This window comes from Streptomyces sp. NPDC005423, assembly GCF_040606415.1.
Classification (GTDB): domain Bacteria; phylum Actinomycetota; class Actinomycetes; order Streptomycetales; family Streptomycetaceae; genus Streptomyces.
Map to the genome: position 1 here is coordinate 328,556 of NZ_JBEXET010000003.1, position 16,105 is coordinate 344,660.

The 16,105-nt window shown below is 68.9% G+C and carries 12 protein-coding genes; 8 read left to right on the plus strand and 4 right to left on the minus strand.

Going from position 1 to position 16,105, the window contains the following annotated elements:
• Positions 1–158: 158 nt before the first annotated feature.
• The 7 genes from ABZT12_RS07790 to ABZT12_RS07820 all read left to right on the plus strand — a co-directional run bounded on the left by ABZT12_RS07790 (position 159) and on the right by ABZT12_RS07820 (position 11,379).
• Complete coding sequence (locus tag ABZT12_RS07790) at positions 159–2,318, plus strand: ABC transporter family substrate-binding protein (RefSeq protein ID WP_356378961.1); 2,160 nt, start codon at positions 159–161, stop codon at positions 2,316–2,318.
• 239 nt (positions 2,319–2,557) lie between these two features.
• Positions 2,558–4,465 (plus strand): translational GTPase TypA, encoded by a 1,908-nt coding sequence (gene typA, locus ABZT12_RS07795; RefSeq protein ID WP_356378964.1) that lies wholly within the window; start codon positions 2,558–2,560, stop codon positions 4,463–4,465.
• Positions 4,466–5,133: 668 nt separating this feature from the next.
• Positions 5,134–6,168, plus strand: a complete 1,035-nt coding sequence (locus ABZT12_RS07800; RefSeq protein WP_356378967.1) for an ABC transporter permease — start codon at positions 5,134–5,136, stop codon at positions 6,166–6,168.
• Positions 6,169–6,253: 85 nt separating this feature from the next.
• Positions 6,254–8,062: an ABC transporter substrate-binding protein gene (locus ABZT12_RS07805; protein ID WP_356378970.1), complete on the plus strand. Its 1,809-nt coding sequence runs from the start codon at positions 6,254–6,256 to the stop codon at positions 8,060–8,062.
• A gap of 93 nt (positions 8,063–8,155) precedes the next feature.
• On the plus strand, positions 8,156–9,136 hold the full coding sequence (locus tag ABZT12_RS07810) for an ABC transporter permease (RefSeq protein ID WP_356378973.1): 981 nt from the start codon (positions 8,156–8,158) through the stop codon (positions 9,134–9,136).
• Between the two features lie 8 nt (positions 9,137–9,144).
• Positions 9,145–10,206 carry an ABC transporter ATP-binding protein gene (locus tag ABZT12_RS07815; protein ID WP_356378976.1) on the plus strand — a complete coding sequence of 354 codons (1,062 nt, stop codon included), beginning with the start codon at positions 9,145–9,147 and terminating at the stop codon, positions 10,204–10,206.
• 36 nt (positions 10,207–10,242) lie between these two features.
• Positions 10,243–11,379, plus strand: coding sequence for a dipeptide ABC transporter ATP-binding protein (locus ABZT12_RS07820; RefSeq protein WP_356378979.1), 1,137 nt, complete (start codon positions 10,243–10,245; stop codon positions 11,377–11,379).
• A gap of 7 nt (positions 11,380–11,386) precedes the next feature.
• Here the strand turns inward: ABZT12_RS07820 and ABZT12_RS07825 are convergent, their stop codons facing one another.
• Positions 11,387–12,127, minus strand: a complete 741-nt coding sequence (locus ABZT12_RS07825) for a methyltransferase domain-containing protein (protein WP_356378982.1) — start codon at positions 12,125–12,127, stop codon at positions 11,387–11,389.
• A gap of 167 nt (positions 12,128–12,294) precedes the next feature.
• Here ABZT12_RS07825 and ABZT12_RS07830 point away from each other — a divergent pair, with 167 nt between their 5' ends.
• A complete protein-coding gene (locus ABZT12_RS07830) occupies positions 12,295–12,672 on the plus strand; it encodes a VOC family protein (RefSeq protein WP_356378990.1) in 378 nt (125 codons plus the stop codon).
• A 141-nt stretch (positions 12,673–12,813) separates the two neighbouring features.
• Here ABZT12_RS07830 and ABZT12_RS07835 read toward each other — a convergent pair whose 3' ends face one another.
• Genes ABZT12_RS07835 through ABZT12_RS07845 form a run of 3 tightly spaced genes read right to left on the minus strand, consistent with a single transcriptional unit; the run spans position 12,814 to position 15,954 of the window.
• Positions 12,814–13,860 carry a dipeptide ABC transporter ATP-binding protein gene (locus ABZT12_RS07835; RefSeq protein WP_356378992.1) on the minus strand — a complete coding sequence of 349 codons (1,047 nt, stop codon included), beginning with the start codon at positions 13,858–13,860 and terminating at the stop codon, positions 12,814–12,816.
• Between the two features lie 26 nt (positions 13,861–13,886).
• Positions 13,887–14,924, minus strand: coding sequence for an ABC transporter ATP-binding protein (locus ABZT12_RS07840; protein ID WP_356378995.1), 1,038 nt, complete (start codon positions 14,922–14,924; stop codon positions 13,887–13,889).
• A 49-nt stretch (positions 14,925–14,973) separates the two neighbouring features.
• On the minus strand, positions 14,974–15,954 hold the full coding sequence (locus tag ABZT12_RS07845; RefSeq protein ID WP_356378998.1) for an ABC transporter permease: 981 nt from the start codon (positions 15,952–15,954) through the stop codon (positions 14,974–14,976).
• Between the last annotated feature and the right edge of the window lie 151 nt (positions 15,955–16,105).

Sequence of the window (16,105 nt, forward strand, 5' to 3'; positions counted from 1 at the left end):
GTCCGACCGTTGCGCCGCACGGGTGGGCTTGGCCGGCCCCCCGCCGTGTCGCCCGCGCCGGCCGGGCGCTTTCCCTTTCAGTGGCCGCAAAAGATCTGATCAGCTCCTTATACCGCCAAACGTGATCAGAAGCCCGCGGCTTTCCGGAGGTAGCAGTGATGTCCCACGACGGCGTCAGACTGCGCGCGGTGATGCGCTCGGTCGCCTTCCTGACCGCGGGCGCGCTCGCGGTGCCCGCCCTCGCCGCCTGCAGTTCCGAGGACTCGGCGGGCCGGCCGCTGGCCGGGCAGGACATCGCGCCGGCCGGCCGCGACCTGATCGCCGACGGCGGCACCCTGCGCTGGGCGGTCGACGACGTGCCCGAGACCCTCAACACCTTCCAGGCGGACGCCGACGCGGCCACCACCCGGGTCGCCCAGGCCGTGCTGCCCGCCATGTTCCGGCTCGACCGGGAGGGCCGGCCGCAGCGCGACGCCGACTACCTGGAGTCCGCGAAGGTCGTCGAGACCCAGCCCAAACAGGTCGTCCTCTACCGGCTCAACCAGCAGGCCGTGTGGAGCGACGGCCGCGAGATCGGCGCCGCCGACTTCGCCGCCCAGTGGCGCGCCCTGTCCGGCAAGGACTCCTCGTACTGGACCGCGCGCAACGCCGGCTACGACCGGATCGAGAAGATCGAGCGGGGCGCCAACAACCTCCAGGTCAAGGTCACCTTCAGCAGGCCCTACGCGGACTGGCGGTCCCTGTTCTCGCCGCTGTACCCGAAGGACGTCATGGGCACCCCCGACTCCTTCAACGACGGCGCGCGCGGCCGGCTCAAGGTCACCGCCGGACCCTTCACCGTGCAGAAGGTCGACCGCAGGAACAAGGACGTCGTCCTCGCCCGCAGCGCCCACTGGTGGGGCCACCCCGCCAAGCTCTCCCGGATCGAGCTGCCCGCCGTCCCCCTCGGCAAGCGGGCCGCCGCGCTCGCCGACGGCACGGTGGACCTCGCCGAGGTCGACCCCGCCGACGCCGGCCGCATCGACCTCGCCGGGCGCGCGAAGGGCACCGGCACACCGCTCCAGGGCGCGTCGGCCACCGGCGAGGGCAAGAACGAGCGCAGGCACCTCACCAAGAAGCGGCGCGAGGCGCTCGCCCGGTACCGGCGCCGGCAGGACGCGCTGCGCGACTTCGACGTCCGCAAGTCCCTCGAGCCCGCGTACACCCAGCTCGCGCTCAACGGCTCCCAGGGACCCCTCGCCGACGAACGGGTCCGCCGCGCCGTGGCCCGCGCCCTCGACCGCGGCCGGCTCGCCCAGCTCGTACTGAAGCCGCTGGGGCTGCCCGCCGTGCCGGTCGGCAGCCACCTCGCGCTCTCCGGGCAGGCCGCCTACGCCGACAACAGCGGCGCGCTCGGCGGCCAGGACACCGCGGAGGCGCAGGCGTTGCTCGCCGACGCGGGCTGGGTGCGGGGCGGCCCGGTCAAGGAGCAGAAGAAGGGCGAGAAGGGAGAGAAAGAGGAGAAGACGGCCGGGTCCGAGGGCCGCGGGCAGCGCAAGAAATCCGACGACTCCGACGGTGGTGACGAGGGGACGTACATCGTCGGCGAGGACAACAAGGAGTCGGGGGACCACCAGAAGAAGCACGACGACGGGCCGCAGCACCTCGCGGACGGCAGGCAGTACGACGGTCGCCACGCCAAGCGGGGCGGGGCGCCCGGCGCCTACGCGCCCAAGGGGACCGCCGCCCCCGCCGGTGCCGAGACGGCCGCGCTCGCCAAGGACGGCAAGGCGCTCGCCCTGCGTTTCGTGCTCCCCTCGGGGGCCGGCTCGGAGCCGCTGCGCTCGGTCGCCGACCGGATCTCGGAGATGCTGGCGAAGGTCGGCATCCGCACGGAGATCACCAGGGTCCCGGACGACAGCTACTTCAAGGACCACATCGCGTCCGGCCAGTACGACCTCGCCCTCTACTCCTGGCCCGCCACCGCCTTCCCGGCCACCGACGCCCGGCCCATCTTCGCCAAACCGGTCCCGGCCGCCGACGGCTCCCTGAACGTCGAGCAGAACTACACCCGCGTCGGCACCGACCAGGTCGACCAGCTCTTCGACCAGGCCGCCGCCACCCTCGACGAGGCCGACTCCCGCGAACTGGTCCGCAAGGCCGACGCCCGCATCTGGGCCGCGGCCGGCTCGATCCCCCTCTACCAGCGCCCCCAGCTCACCGCCGCGCGCAGGAACCTCGCCAACGCCGGCGCCTTCGGTTTCCAGACCCCCGTCTACGAGGACATGGGCTTCCTGAAGAAGGGCGCCCACCCCGCGGCCGGCCCGTCCGGAAGCTGAACCCCGACCCCCCTGCCCCGCACGGCGGGACGACCTCGGCCGCCGCTCCGCGTTCGCGCGGGGCGGCGGCGCCGTAAGGGGGTTCCCGCCCTGTTCGGGCGCCCGGCGGGCCCTGCGGAAGCCCCTTCGGCTCGCGGCACGTACGATGGGGTGAGGCCGTGGCGTGTCCAGCCCGGCAGGGTCCGCGTAACTCAGCAGTCCGCGCAGACCTTCCTCACACTCCGGGAGTACGCCGCAATATGGCCACGCGCCACGACATCCGCAACGTCGCCATCGTCGCCCACGTCGACCATGGCAAGACCACCCTGGTCGACGCCATGCTCAAGCAGGCCGGGGCCTTCGCCGCGCATGCCGCCGAGTCGCTCGACGACCGCATGATGGACTCGAACGACCTGGAGCGTGAGAAGGGCATCACGATCCTGGCCAAGAACACGGCGGTGAAGTACCACCCCAAGGATGGCGGCGACGTCATCACCATCAACATCATCGACACCCCCGGCCACGCCGACTTCGGCGGTGAGGTCGAGCGCGGTCTGTCGATGGTCGACGCGGTGGTGCTCCTCGTGGACGCCTCCGAGGGCCCGCTGCCGCAGACCCGCTTCGTGCTCCGCAAGGCGCTCCAGCAGCGTCTGCCGGTCATCCTCTGCATCAACAAGACCGACCGCCCCGACTCCCGGATCGACGAGGTCGTCAACGAGACCTACGACCTCTTCCTGGACCTGGACGCGGACGAGGAGCAGATCGAGTTCCCGATCGTCTACGCGTGCGCGCGGGACGGCGTGGCCTCGCTGACCAAGCCCGAGGACGGCACCGTCCCGCAGGACAGCGACAGCCTGGAGCCGTTCTTCACCACGATCCTGTCGCACGTCCCGGCTCCGGAGTACGACGAGGCCGCTCCGCTCCAGGCGCACGTCACCAACCTGGACGCCGACAACTTCCTCGGCCGTATCGCGCTGCTCCGGGTCGAGCAGGGCGAGCTGCGCAAGGGGCAGACCGTCACCTGGATCAAGCGCGACGGCACGATGTCCAACGTGCGCATCACCGAGCTGCTGATGACCGAGGCGCTCACCCGCAAGCCGGCCGAGAAGGCGGGCCCGGGTGACATCTGCGCCGTCGCCGGTATCCCGGAGATCATGATCGGCGAGACCCTCGCCGACCCGGAGAACCCGATCGCGCTGCCGCTCATCACGGTCGACGAGCCGGCGATCTCCATGACCATCGGTACCAACACCTCGCCGCTGGTCGGCCGGGGCGGCACCGGCAAGGGCGCGGAGAACAAGGCGGCCGTCAAGGACCGCAAGGTCACCGCCCGTCAGGTCAAGGACCGCCTCGACCGCGAACTGGTCGGCAACGTCTCGCTCCGCGTGCTCGACACCGAGCGCCCGGACGCCTGGGAGGTGCAGGGCCGCGGTGAGCTGGCGCTGGCCATCCTGGTGGAGCAGATGCGCCGCGAGGGCTTCGAGCTGACCATCGGCAAGCCCCAGGTGGTCACCCAGGTCATCGACGGCAAGGTGCACGAGCCGGTCGAGCGGATGACGATCGACGTGCCCGAGGAGCACATGGGCGCCGTCACGCAGCTCATGGGCGTCCGCAAGGGCCGGATGGACAACATGTCCAACCACGGCTCGGGCTGGGTGCGGCTGGAGTTCGTCGTCCCCTCCCGCGGGCTCATCGGCTTCCGGACCGAGTTCCTGACCGGTACGCGCGGCACGGGCATCGCCCACTCCATCCACGAGGGCCACGAGCCGTGGTTCGGCAACCTGACGACCCGTAACAACGGTTCACTCGTCGCCGACCGCGCGGGCTCCGTCACCGCGTTCGCGATGACGAATCTCCAGGAGCGCGGTGTGCTCTTCACCGACCCCGGCACCGAGGTGTACGAGGGCATGATCGTCGGCGAGAACTCGCGCGCCGACGACATGGACGTGAACATCACCAAGGAGAAGAAGCTCACCAACATGCGGTCGGCCGCCGCCGACTCGTTCGAGGCGATCGTCCCGCCGCGCAAGCTCTCCCTGGAGCAGTCCCTGGAGTTCTGCCGCGACGACGAGTGTGTCGAGGTGACCCCGGAGGCCGTTCGCATCCGCAAGGTCGTCCTCGACCAGAAGGAGCGCGGTCGCAGCGCGAGCCGCGCCAAGCACGGCTGACCCGGACGCCCCGAGGCGCCGACTCCGGCCAACTGAGCCCGGGCATCCCCATCTTGGGGGTGCCCGGGCTCTTTGCAACCGGTTTTCGTCCCGCTCCCGGGGCGCCGCGTCCGTAATGCGGAGCTCCTCGCCCGATAGCTATGTAACACGTCCGTTTCGTGGCCTTCTCGGGGCGAACAGTTTGTCCAGATTTTGGAAGATGTACGCGTCAGCTGTGACTGAATTGAGATTTAAAGACAGTGGTCGGTCTCTGACTCATGGCAGATAGTTAGCCGCGTAGCGCTCGGGTCAATGGGTCTCGCTGTGGGGACAGCGCCGACTCACGAGCACCAGGGGGTGTCCGACCCTTCGTCAGGGGTGGCGAAGGAAGGACATGAGCCCCCTCCTGTTGGTGAACACGTGGAGTCATGAGGAGGAGCCCCATGCGTGGTGTCACGAACGCCAGATGGGACACGCCGTCCAGTCGCAACCTCGCCCGCCCATACGGAAGTTGGCTCTGAAGAAGCCGGCCGGCGGCTCAGTGCCGCCGTACGGCTACGCGCGTCCGAGTGCAGGGTTTTCCCTCGGTCCCGGACGCACAGGCGAATCTCCTAGCTCCGATCGGTGATCGCGCACACCCCGCGCTGATCGCCCGTTCGGCACACCCACATCTGTGAAATGGGCGAACAGTGACAAGTCCTATCGACATTGAGGACGGCGGGACATCGGTCGTCGTCGACGGCGAACCAGGGCCGCAGACGCAACCCGAGGTCCAGAAACTGGTGGGCCGGTCCCCCGGCCAGCTGATGTGGATCCGCTTCAAGCGGGACCGCACCGGCGTGATCTCGGCCTACGTCGTGGGCTTCTTCTTCCTGGTCGGACTCTGCGCGCCGCTGATCTCCAAGCTGTACGGCAAGGACCCGTTCACGGTCTACGCGGACGAACGGCCCGACCTCTTCGACAGCGCCGGCGTGCCGCTCCAGCCCAACGGCGGGATCAGCGGCGACTTCTGGTTCGGCCTCGAACCGGGCAACGGCTACGACGTGTTCACCAAACTGCTCTACGGCATCCGCACCTCGCTGATGATCTCCGTCGCCGTCACCCTGGCCACCGTGCTCACCGGCATCCTGCTCGGTGTCGCGGCCGGCTACCTCGGCGGCAAGCCGGACTACTTCATCAGCCGCGTCATCGACTTCCTGCTCGCCTTCCCCGCCCAGCTCTTCTTCATCGCGAGCATGCCGGTCGTGGTCTCCCTCTTCGTGAGCCCGCGCGACGAAACCCCCACCTACGTACGGGTGGTGGCTCTCATCGCGGTCCAGTGGGTGCTGGGCTGGATGAGCCTGGCCCGGATCCTGCGCGGCACCTCACTCGCCCTGCGCGAACGGGAGTTCATCGAAGCGGCCCGGGTCAGCGGCGCCACGCCCTGGCGGATCATCCGCAAGGAGATCCTGCCCAACGTGGTCACCCCGATCCTCGTGCAGTCGACGTACATGCTCCCCGGGTTCGTGACCGCCGAGGCCGGTCTGTCCTACCTGGGCGTGGGCATCGTCGAACCGACGCCGGACTGGGGACAGATGTTCTCCAAGGCGTCCACGGAACTCGTGATGTCGAACGACATCACCTACATGTTCTTCCCGGGCGTCTCGATGATCGTCTTCATCGTGGCATTCAACCTCCTGGGGGACTCGGTCAGGGACGCCTTCGATCCCAAGACGGCTCGCTGACCGACGGGTTGTGGGCGTCCTCGCCCGGATACCTCAGCACTTCCTTTATGCACTGGTGGCACACAGATGGGTGGAAACTTCAGTGATGAGTAGGGGCGGACGTCACGCATACGCCGCACTGTCAGTGCTCGCGGCCGGAGCTCTCGTGCTCACCGGTTGCAGCAAGGGCGGCAGCGACGCGAAAGACAACAACAAGCAGGACAAGGAGAACGCGGCACGCCAGCAGAAGTCGATCAAATTCGGCAACGTCGCGGACTCCACCGGACCGGCCGCGGCCGTACCGGGCGCCAAGGACGGCGGCACCATGGAGGTGCTCCAGCGGGACAGCTACGCCCACCTCGACCCGGCGCAGATCTACGTGTCCGACGAGGGCTCGCTCGCGAACCTGCTCTTCAGAGGCCTGACCGGCTACAAGGCGACCACCGACACGGGCCAGGGCCACGAGGTCGTCGGTGACCTCGCCACCGACTCCGGTACCACCACGGACGGCGGCAAGACCTGGAAGTACACCCTCAAGGACGGCATCAAGTTCGCGGACGGTACGGCGATCACGTCCAAGGACTTCCGCCAGACCTTCGAGCGGCAGTTCGCGTCGTTCATCAACCAGGGCCCGCCGTACATCCAGCAGTGGCTCGCCGACGCTCCCGGTGCCGAATACCGCAAGCTGCTGCCGGACGGCCCCTACAAGGGCAAGCACCTGCCGAGCAGCATCCTCGACACGCCTGACGACAAGACCATCGTCTTCCACTTCAAGACGGCCCACCCCGACCTGCCGTACGCGCTGGCCATGGCGGGCTACGCGGTGGTCTCCGCCAAGGGCGACACCAAGGAGAAGTACGACAAGAGCCCGGTGACGACCGGCCCGTACAAGATCCAGTCGTTCAAGTCCGGCAAGTCGATGGTGCTGGTCAAGAACACCAACTGGGACGCGAAGACGGACCCGATCCGCCACCAGTACGTGAACCAGTTCAACTTCACGTTCAACCAGCAGTACGAGGCGTCCACCAAGGCCCTCCTCGCGGACAGCGGCGCGGACCAGACCGGCATCAGCTTCAACAACCAGGTCGACGCGGGCAACCTGTCCAGCGTCCTCAAGGACCCGAAGCTGAAGTCCCGCACGATCTCCGGCTACCAGCCGTACGTGGGACAGATGAACATCAACATGAGCCACCCCGCGCTCAAGGACAAGACGGTCCGCGAGGCCATCGCCTACGCCCTGCCGATCACGCCGTTCATCCGCGCCTACGGCGGAACCGACGCGATGGAGGCCGCCGGCGGACTGATCAGCCCGACCGTCTCCGGCTACGACGCCGCGTTCGACCCGTGGGGCAAGAAGAAGAACTCCGCAGGTGACCCGGCCAAGGCCAAGGCGCTGCTGAAGAAGGCCGGCAAGCTCAACATGAAGCTGACCTTCGGCTACATCAACACCCCCGAAGGACAGCAGTACTCCACCGCCATGGCGGCCGGCCTGAAGAAGGCCGGCTTCAACGTCCAGCGCCAGGAGATCCCGGCCGAGACGTACTACGACCAGGTCGGCAAGCTGAACAACAACTACGACATCTTCCACACCGCGTGGGGTGCCGACTGGCCGTCCGCCTCGACGGTGCTCCCGCCGCTGTACGACGGACGCGCCATCGCCGACGGTGCGCAGAACTACTCGCAGGTCAACGACGCGCACGTCAACAGCGAGATCGACCGCATCAACAAGATCACCGACCCGGTCAAGGCCTCGGCCGCCTGGGAGAAGCTCGACGAGTACCTGGTGAAGGACGTCGTCAACGTCGTCCCGACCGCGTACTACAAGCAGGTCCAGATCGCCGGCTCCAAGGTCGGCGGCCTCGTCTACGACGACGTGATCGGCGGCGTCGACCCGCGTCGCCTGTTCATCAAGTAACCGTCGTCGGTCCGGTACCCGGTGCGCCCGCCCCACCCTCGGCGGCGCACCGGGTACCGCCCGGCCCGCTGACGTCAGAGAGCTGCCCCTGCCATGCTGCGCTTCCTCGTCCGCCGGACTCTTGGCGCGATCGTCATTCTCTTCCTGCTGAGCATCGTCACGTTCCTGCTGTTCTTCGGGATGCCGCGTGACCCCGGGCTGTTGATGTGCGGCAAGGCGTGCAACCCGGGCGCCCTCGCCAACATCCACCACGTGCTCGGCCTCGACAAGCCGATCAGCACCCAGTACGGGATCTTCCTGAAGAACCTTGTGATGGGCAGCAACGGATTCGCCCAAGGGCCGTGCCCCGCACCGTGCTTCGGCTACTCGTACCACACCAACGACCTCGTCTGGTCGACCCTGACGGACCGGCTGCCCACCACCATCTCGCTCACCCTCGGCGGCGCGTTCTTCTTCCTGCTGATCGGCCTCGGCACGGGTCTCATCGCCGCCTGGAAGCGCGGCACGCTGATCGACAAGACGGCGACGGCCGGGGCGATGGTGCTCGGTTCGATGCAGATCTACTTCCTGGGCCCGCTCGCGCTGGCGCTGCTCGTCTACCAGACCCATCTCTTCGACAAGCCCGCCTACAACAACTTCACGTCCAACCCGGTCAGTTGGTTCACCGGGCTGATCATCCCCTGGGTGGTGCTGTCCACGATCTTCGCCGCGCAGTACACGCGTATGGCGCGCTCCGCGATGATCGAACAGCTCCAGGAGGAACACGTCAGGACCGCCCGCGCCAAGGGCATGTCCCGCAAGTACGTCTTCTTCCGCTACGCCTGGCGCGGATCGCTCATCCCCATCGTCACCATCTTCGGCATCGACCTCGGGTCGCTGCTCGGCGGCGCGATCATCACCGAGTACACGTTCGGCCTGCCGGGCCTCGGCCAACTCGCCGTACAGTCCGTCTTCTTCAGCGACCTGCCGCTGCTGCTGGGCGTGATGCTCTTCTCCGCCACCATGATCCTGCTGTTCAACATCGTCGTCGACGCCTGCTACGCCTTCATCGATCCGCGCGTACGGCTGGCCTAGGAGCACTCGTGACCACTCTGACCACGGAAGCCGGGGCCCCCTCGCCGGCCGGTGCGGGCGCCCTGCTCTCGGTGCGGGACCTCCACGTCAGCTTCAAGACCGAGGACGGCATCGTCCGGGCCGTCGACGGACTCTCCTTCGACGTCGAGCGCGGCAAGACGCTGGGCATCGTAGGGGAGTCGGGCTCCGGGAAGTCCGTCACCAACCTGACGATCCTCGGGCTGCACAACCCGATGTTCGCCACCGTGGAGGGCGAGATCCTGCTCGACGGGCAGGAGTTGACCACGGCCCGCGAGTCCGAGCTGGAGAAGCTGCGCGGCAACAAGGTCGCCATGATCTTCCAGGACCCGCTGACCGCGCTCTCCCCGTACTACACGGTGGGCCGGCAGATCGCCGAGCCGTTCATGAAGCACACGGGTGCCTCGAAGAAGGCCGCCTGGGACCGCGCGGTGGAGATGCTGGGCAAGGTCGGCATCCCCCACCCCAAGGAGCGGGCCAAGGACTACCCGCACCAGTTCTCCGGCGGTATGCGCCAGCGCGCGATGATCGCCATGGCGCTGGTCTGCGATCCCGACCTGCTGATCGCCGACGAGCCGACCACCGCGCTCGACGTCACCGTCCAGGCGCAGATCCTCGACCTGCTCAAGGACCTCCAGCAGGAGTTCGGCTCCGGCATCGTCTTCATCACGCACGACCTGGGCGTGATCGCGGACATGGCCGACGACATCATGGTGATGTACGCGGGCGGCGCGGTGGAGCGCGGCACGACGAACGACGTGCTGCGCCGGCCCCAGCACCCTTACACCTGGGGCCTGTTGAACTCGATGCCGCGCCTCGACTCCGACCTGGACGCCCCGCTGGCCCCCATCCCGGGCGCCCCGCCGTCGCTGCTCACCCCGCCGTCGGGATGCCGCTTCCACCCCCGCTGCACCTTCCAGGACCGGGTCGCCGGCACCCGCTGCGTCACCGAACGGCCCCCGCTGGCCCCCGATCGGGCAGCCGCCTGCCACCTGACGGCGGAGCAGAAACAGACCATCTTCCTGGAAGAGATCAAACCCCGCCTCGGCTAGGGCTTGTCCGCCCGACACTCCCTTGGAGGAGACGTCATGACAGAGGACCTCGTCCTCCCGGCACCGCGTGACGCGGCCGCCGAACCCTCCGGACCCTCCGGGGAGCCGCTGCTCGTCGTCGAGGGACTCACCAAGCACTTCCCGGTCAAGGGCGGCTTCCCGATCCGCCGGACGGTCGGCGCGGTCCAGGCCGTCGACGGCATCGACCTGACCGTGCGCGTCGGCGAGAGCTTCGGCCTGGTCGGCGAGTCCGGCTGCGGCAAGTCGACGACCGGCCGGCTGATCACCCGGCTGATGGAGCCGACGGCGGGCACGATCTCCTACCGCGGCAAGGACATCACCCACGCCGGCCGCAGGGAACTGGCGCCGATCCGGTCCGAGATCCAGATGATCTTCCAGGACCCCTACTCCTCGCTCAATCCCCGCCAGACGGTCGGCAAGATCATCTCGGGGCCGATGGAGATCAACGGCATCAACCCGGCCGGCGGCCGGGAGGGACGGGTCCGCGAACTCCTGGAGATCGTGGGCCTCAACCCCGAGCACTACAACCGCTTCCCGCACGAGTTCTCCGGCGGCCAGCGTCAACGTATCGGCGTGGCAAGGGCGTTGGCCCTGGAGCCGAAGCTCATCGTCGCGGACGAACCGGTCTCGGCCCTCGACGTCTCCATCCAGGCGCAGGTGGTCAACCTGCTCCAGAAGGTGCAGAAGGAACTCGGCATCGCGTTCCTGTTCATCGCCCACGACCTCGCCGTCGTACGGCACTTCTCGCACCGCGTGGCCGTCATGTACCTCGGCAAGATCATCGAGGTGGGCGACCGGGACTCCATCTACACCCGCCCCCGGCACCCGTACACCCATGCCCTGCTCTCCGCGGTGCCCGAGGTGAACCTCGGCGACGAGAACGCGGTCGGCCGCCAGCGCATCCGGCTCGCCGGTGACGTCCCCTCCCCGATCTCCCCGCCTTCCGGCTGCCGCTTCCGCACCCGCTGCTGGAAGGCGCAGGACAAGTGCGCGGCCGAGGAGCCGCCGCTGGTCCAGATCTCCGGCAACCACGACGGCCACCTGACCGCCTGTCACTTCCCGGAGGAGGCGACGATCGCGGCCCGGGACGCGGACATCGTGCTGGACCCCGCGCTGCTGGCGCTGGAGAAGGAGCCGGGCGACAAGGAGTAGGGCGCCCCTAGACCGGGCGGGCCACGGTGATGATCTCCGGGGCGGCGGGGGTGAGCGGCCCCCGCCCCCAGTCGCCGTACTGCTCCGCGACGACGAATCCGGCTTCGGTGAGGAAGCGGGCCAGCGTGTCGGCGTCGAGGAAGCGCAGGGTGGTCCGGTCGACCCGCGGCCGTTCCCAGCGCGGCCCCTCGAAGGTCTCGGTGAACGTCACCCGGTCCCCGGAGGCGGGCGCCGACTCGACCTGGTGCCATACGCGGACGGTCCCGCCGTGGCCGTCGGGGATCTCCCGCACCCGGTCCGGCGTCCAGCTCTCCCAGGGCCGTGCCGCGGGGTTCCGTGTCTCGAAGACGAACCGCCCGCCGGGTGCGAGCGCGTCCCGTACGGCCCGGAGCGCGACGCGCACCTCCTCGTCGTCGAGCAGGACCTGGAAGGCGTGCCCGGTCATCACGGCGAGGTCGAACTCGCCCTGCCAGACCCTGGTCCGCAGATCGCCGAGCACCCACTCGACGCCGGGCTCCCGCCGGCGCGCCACCACCAGCATCGCGGCGGCCGGGTCGAGCCCCATCAGCCGGCCCCGGTGCCCGTCCCGTCGGGCCCGCCCGAGCAACTGCCCGGTTCCGCAGCCGATGTCGAGCACCGCCCCGGCCGACCTGACGAGGCCCAGACAGAAGTCGTCCCCCGGTCCCCACGGGTTGAGGGTGTCGTACAGCGCGGCGAGCGAGGGATCCGCGAACGAACGGTCTACCACCGCGGCAGTCTGACACACCGGGTCGGACCGGCCCGGCGGACCAGCACGGTTCTTGCCGTACTCCGAACTACGTACTCCCCACTCCGCACTCCATAACCGTTCGACAAGCCCACCGCGCTTCGCAAGGCTGCTGGCGAGACTCCCGACCCCGTGGCGAAAGAGGCCCCTTGAGCACGCTCACCCTGCGCACCCTGACCTTCGACTGCACCGGCGACCCCTACGATCTCGGCCTGTTCTGGAGCGAGTTGCTCGGCAGGCCGCTGGCCGACGACGACAAGCCCGGCGACCCGGAGGCGGTCATCGCCGACCCGGCCGGCGGACCCACCCTGCTCTTCGTCCGCGTACCCGAGCCCAAGTCGGCGAAGAACCGTATCCACTTCGACCTCCGGCCGCAGGGCCGCACCCGCGCCCAGGAGGTCGAGCGCGCCCTCTCCCTGGGCGCCCGCCCGGTGGCCGACCACACCCGGCCGGACGGCGGCGGCTGGGTCGTCCTGGCGGATCCCGAGGGGAACGAGTTCTGCGTGGAGCGCGGGGAGGCGGGCTGACCCCGGCCCGCCGGCATACGGCGAAGGCCCGCGCCTGGGAGGGCGCGGGCCTTCGTCCCCTGGAGCGGACGTTCATGGGCTCGGGTCAATGGGCCGGCGAAAGTCCGTTCCGCAAGGGGGCGGCTGACGAAAAGGGGTGTGTCAGGCCGCCGCCTCGGGGTCCTTGGCGAGCCGGGGAGCCGGCAGGCTCTCCACCGTCTCGGGGTAGTGGCACGCGGTCAGGTGGCCCGGCTTGTTGCCCGCGGCCTCGACCAGCGGCGGGGCCTCCGTGGCGCACTTCTCCGTCGCCTTCCAGCAGCGGGTGCGGAAGCGGCAGCCGGAGGGCGGGTTGATCGGCGAGGGCACATCGCCCACGAGCCGGATGCGGTCACGGGCGGGGGTCTCGTCCACCGTGGCCTCGGGCACCGCGGAGAGCAGGGCCCGGGTGTACGGGTGGCGCGGGTTGCCGTAGAGATCGTCGCGGTCGGCGATCTCGACGATCTTGCCGAGGTACATGACCGCGACCCGCTGCGAGAAGTGGCGCACGATCGCCAGGTCGTGGGCGATGAAGACGAAGGCGATGCCGAGTTCCCGCTGCACCTTCTGGAGCAGGTTGACCACCTGCGCCTGGATGGAGACGTCGAGGGCCGAGACCGGTTCGTCCGCGACGATGAGCTTCGGCTCCAGGGCCAACGCCCGTGCCACGCCGATACGTTGACGCTGGCCGCCGGAGAACTCGTGCGGGAAGCGGTTGTAGTGCTCGGGGTTGAGGCCCACGATCTCCAGGAGTTCGCGGACCCGTCCCTCCCGGCCGCCGGCCGGGTTGATGTCGTTGATCTCCATCGGGCCGGCCACGATCTTGCCGACCGTCTGCCGCGGGTTCAGCGACGCGTACGGGTCCTGGAAGATCATCTGGATCTCGGACCGGATCGGCGCCAGTTCCCTGCGGCCGGCGTGGGTGATGTCCTGGCCGCGGTAGGTCACCTTGCCGCCGGTCGGCTCCAGGAGCCGGGTGATCAGCCGGCCGGTCGTCGACTTGCCGCAGCCGGACTCGCCGACCAGACCGAGGCTCTCGCCCTCGGCGACCTGGAAGTCGAGACCGTCGACCGCCTGCACGGCACCGACCGTGCGGCGGATCGGGAAGCCGCCCTTGATCGGGAAGTGTTTGGTCAGCCCGCTGACGTCCAGGAGGGGGTTGGTGTTGCTCATGATGGTGAAGTCCCGTTTCTCGTACGTCAGTTGTGCCGGACTGCGGTGAGGTCGGCGAAGTACTCCCGGCGCTGTCCGTCGGTGAGGTGGCAGGCGGATCCCCGGCCGTCCACCACCTGGAGCGCGGGCTGCTCGGTGGCGCACAGTCCGTTCGGGACCTTGTCGGCGAAGAGGCACCGCGGGTGGAAGCGGCAGCCGGTCGGCGGGTTGAGCAGCGAGGGCGGCGTACCCGGGATCGGCAGCAACGGCACGTCCACCGGGCCGTCGAGGCTCGGCATGGAGCTGAGCAGGCCCACCGTGTACGGGTGCTGCGGCGCCCGCAGCACCTCCTGCTTGGTGCCGCGCTCCACGCACCGGCCGCCGTACATGACCAGTACGTCGTCCGCGATGTCGGCGATGACACCGAGGTCGTGGGTGATGAAGACGATGGCGGTGCCGAACTCCTGCTGGAGGTCCTTGAGCAGGTCCATGATCTGTGCCTGGACCGTCACGTCGAGCGCGGTGGTCGGCTCGTCGGCGATCAGCAGCTCGGGGTCGCAGACCAGCGCCATCGCGATCATCGCGCGCTGGCGCATACCGCCGGAGAACAGGTGCGGGTAGTCGTCCACCCGGACCTCCGGCTGCGGGATGCCGACCCGCTTGAGCATCTCGATCGCCCGCGCCCGGGCCTCCTTCTTGGAGGCGCCGGTGTGCTTGCGGTAGACCTCGCCGATCTGCGTGCCGATGGTGTGGTACGGCGACAGCGAGGCCAGCGCGTCCTGGAAGATCATCGACATCTTGTTGCCGCGGAGCCGCTCCAGCTCCTTCTCGGAGGCGCTGAGCAGCTCCTTGCCGTCGAGCAGGATCTCGCCCTCGATCGCGGTACGGGCGCGGTCGTGCAGCCCGAGGATCGTCAGGTTGGTGACGGACTTGCCGGAACCCGACTCACCCACGATGCCGAGCGTCTGGCCCTTGATGACGTCGAACGAGAGCCCGTCGACGGCCTTGACGATGCCGTCCTCGGTGGAGAAATGGACCTTCAGATCCCGGACGGAGAGGAAGGGCTGCTGATCGGTGCTCGTCACGGGGACGCTCCTGGGGGGTGATGCGGGGGGTAGGGGCTGCGGGCGGAGGTCAGGCGAGCCGGATCCGCGGGTCGATGAGGGCGTAGACGGCGTCGACGATGATGTTGAAGAACACGATCGCGCCGGCCGCCAGCAGGGTCACACCCAGCAGCATAGGCAGATCGCTCTTGGCCACGGAGTCCACCGCGAGCCGGCCGACGCCCTGGAGGCTGAAGGTGTACTCGGTGATCATCGCGCCGCCGATGAGGGTGGCCAGGTCGATGCCGAAGATGGTGACGATCGGACCCATCGCGCCGCGCCAGGCGAAGCGGAAGAAGACGTTGCGGGCCGACATGCCCTTGGCCTTGGCGGTGCGCACGTAGTCCTCGCTGAGCGTCTCGACCAGCTGGGAGCGCGTCATACGGGTGTAGTTGGCCGTCCAGATCAGGGCCAGCACCAGCCACGGCAGCAGCAGTCCGGAGGCCCACGACGCCGGGTCCTGCGTGATGGGCGTGTACGAGGGGTTGTCGAGCCAGCCGAGCTTGGAGACGAGGAAGTACATCGCGATGTAGCCGATGAAGTAGATCTGCAGCGAGGAGGCGACCAGCGAGGTCGAACTCGCCACCTTGTCCTGCCACTTGCCCTGCTTGACGGCGGCGATCATGCCGGCGCCGATGCCGAAGACCAGGAAGACGACGGCCGAGCCGAAGGCGAGGGAGAGGGTCAGCGGCAGCCGGTCCAGGATGGTGCCGAGGATCGGCTCGTTGTTGGCGAAGGAGTAGCCGAGGCAGGGGGCGTTGCAGTGCCCGAAGCCGGTGTACTCGCGCCCGACGAAGATGCCCTTGAGCCAGTACCAGTACTGCACCGGGATGGGGTGGTCGATGCCCAGGTTGTGCCGGATCTGCTGGAGCATGTCCGGCGTGCAGTTCTTGCCGCAGGACATCATGGCGGGGTCACGCGGCACGGCGTAGAACAGCCAGAAGGTGACGGCACTGATGATCAGCAGGATGACCATCGCGCCGAGGACTCGACGGACAAGAAAGCGGAACATGGGGGCGTGACTTTCCGGACGGGGCGCCGTCGTCGGGGGCCGGAGGGGGTGGGCCGGAGCGACGCCCGACCCGATTCCGCGACCGGGCTGTTGGTGCGGCTGCTCGGCGCGCAGATCCGGGCGGGGTCCACCGAGGCGGCGCGGCGCACCC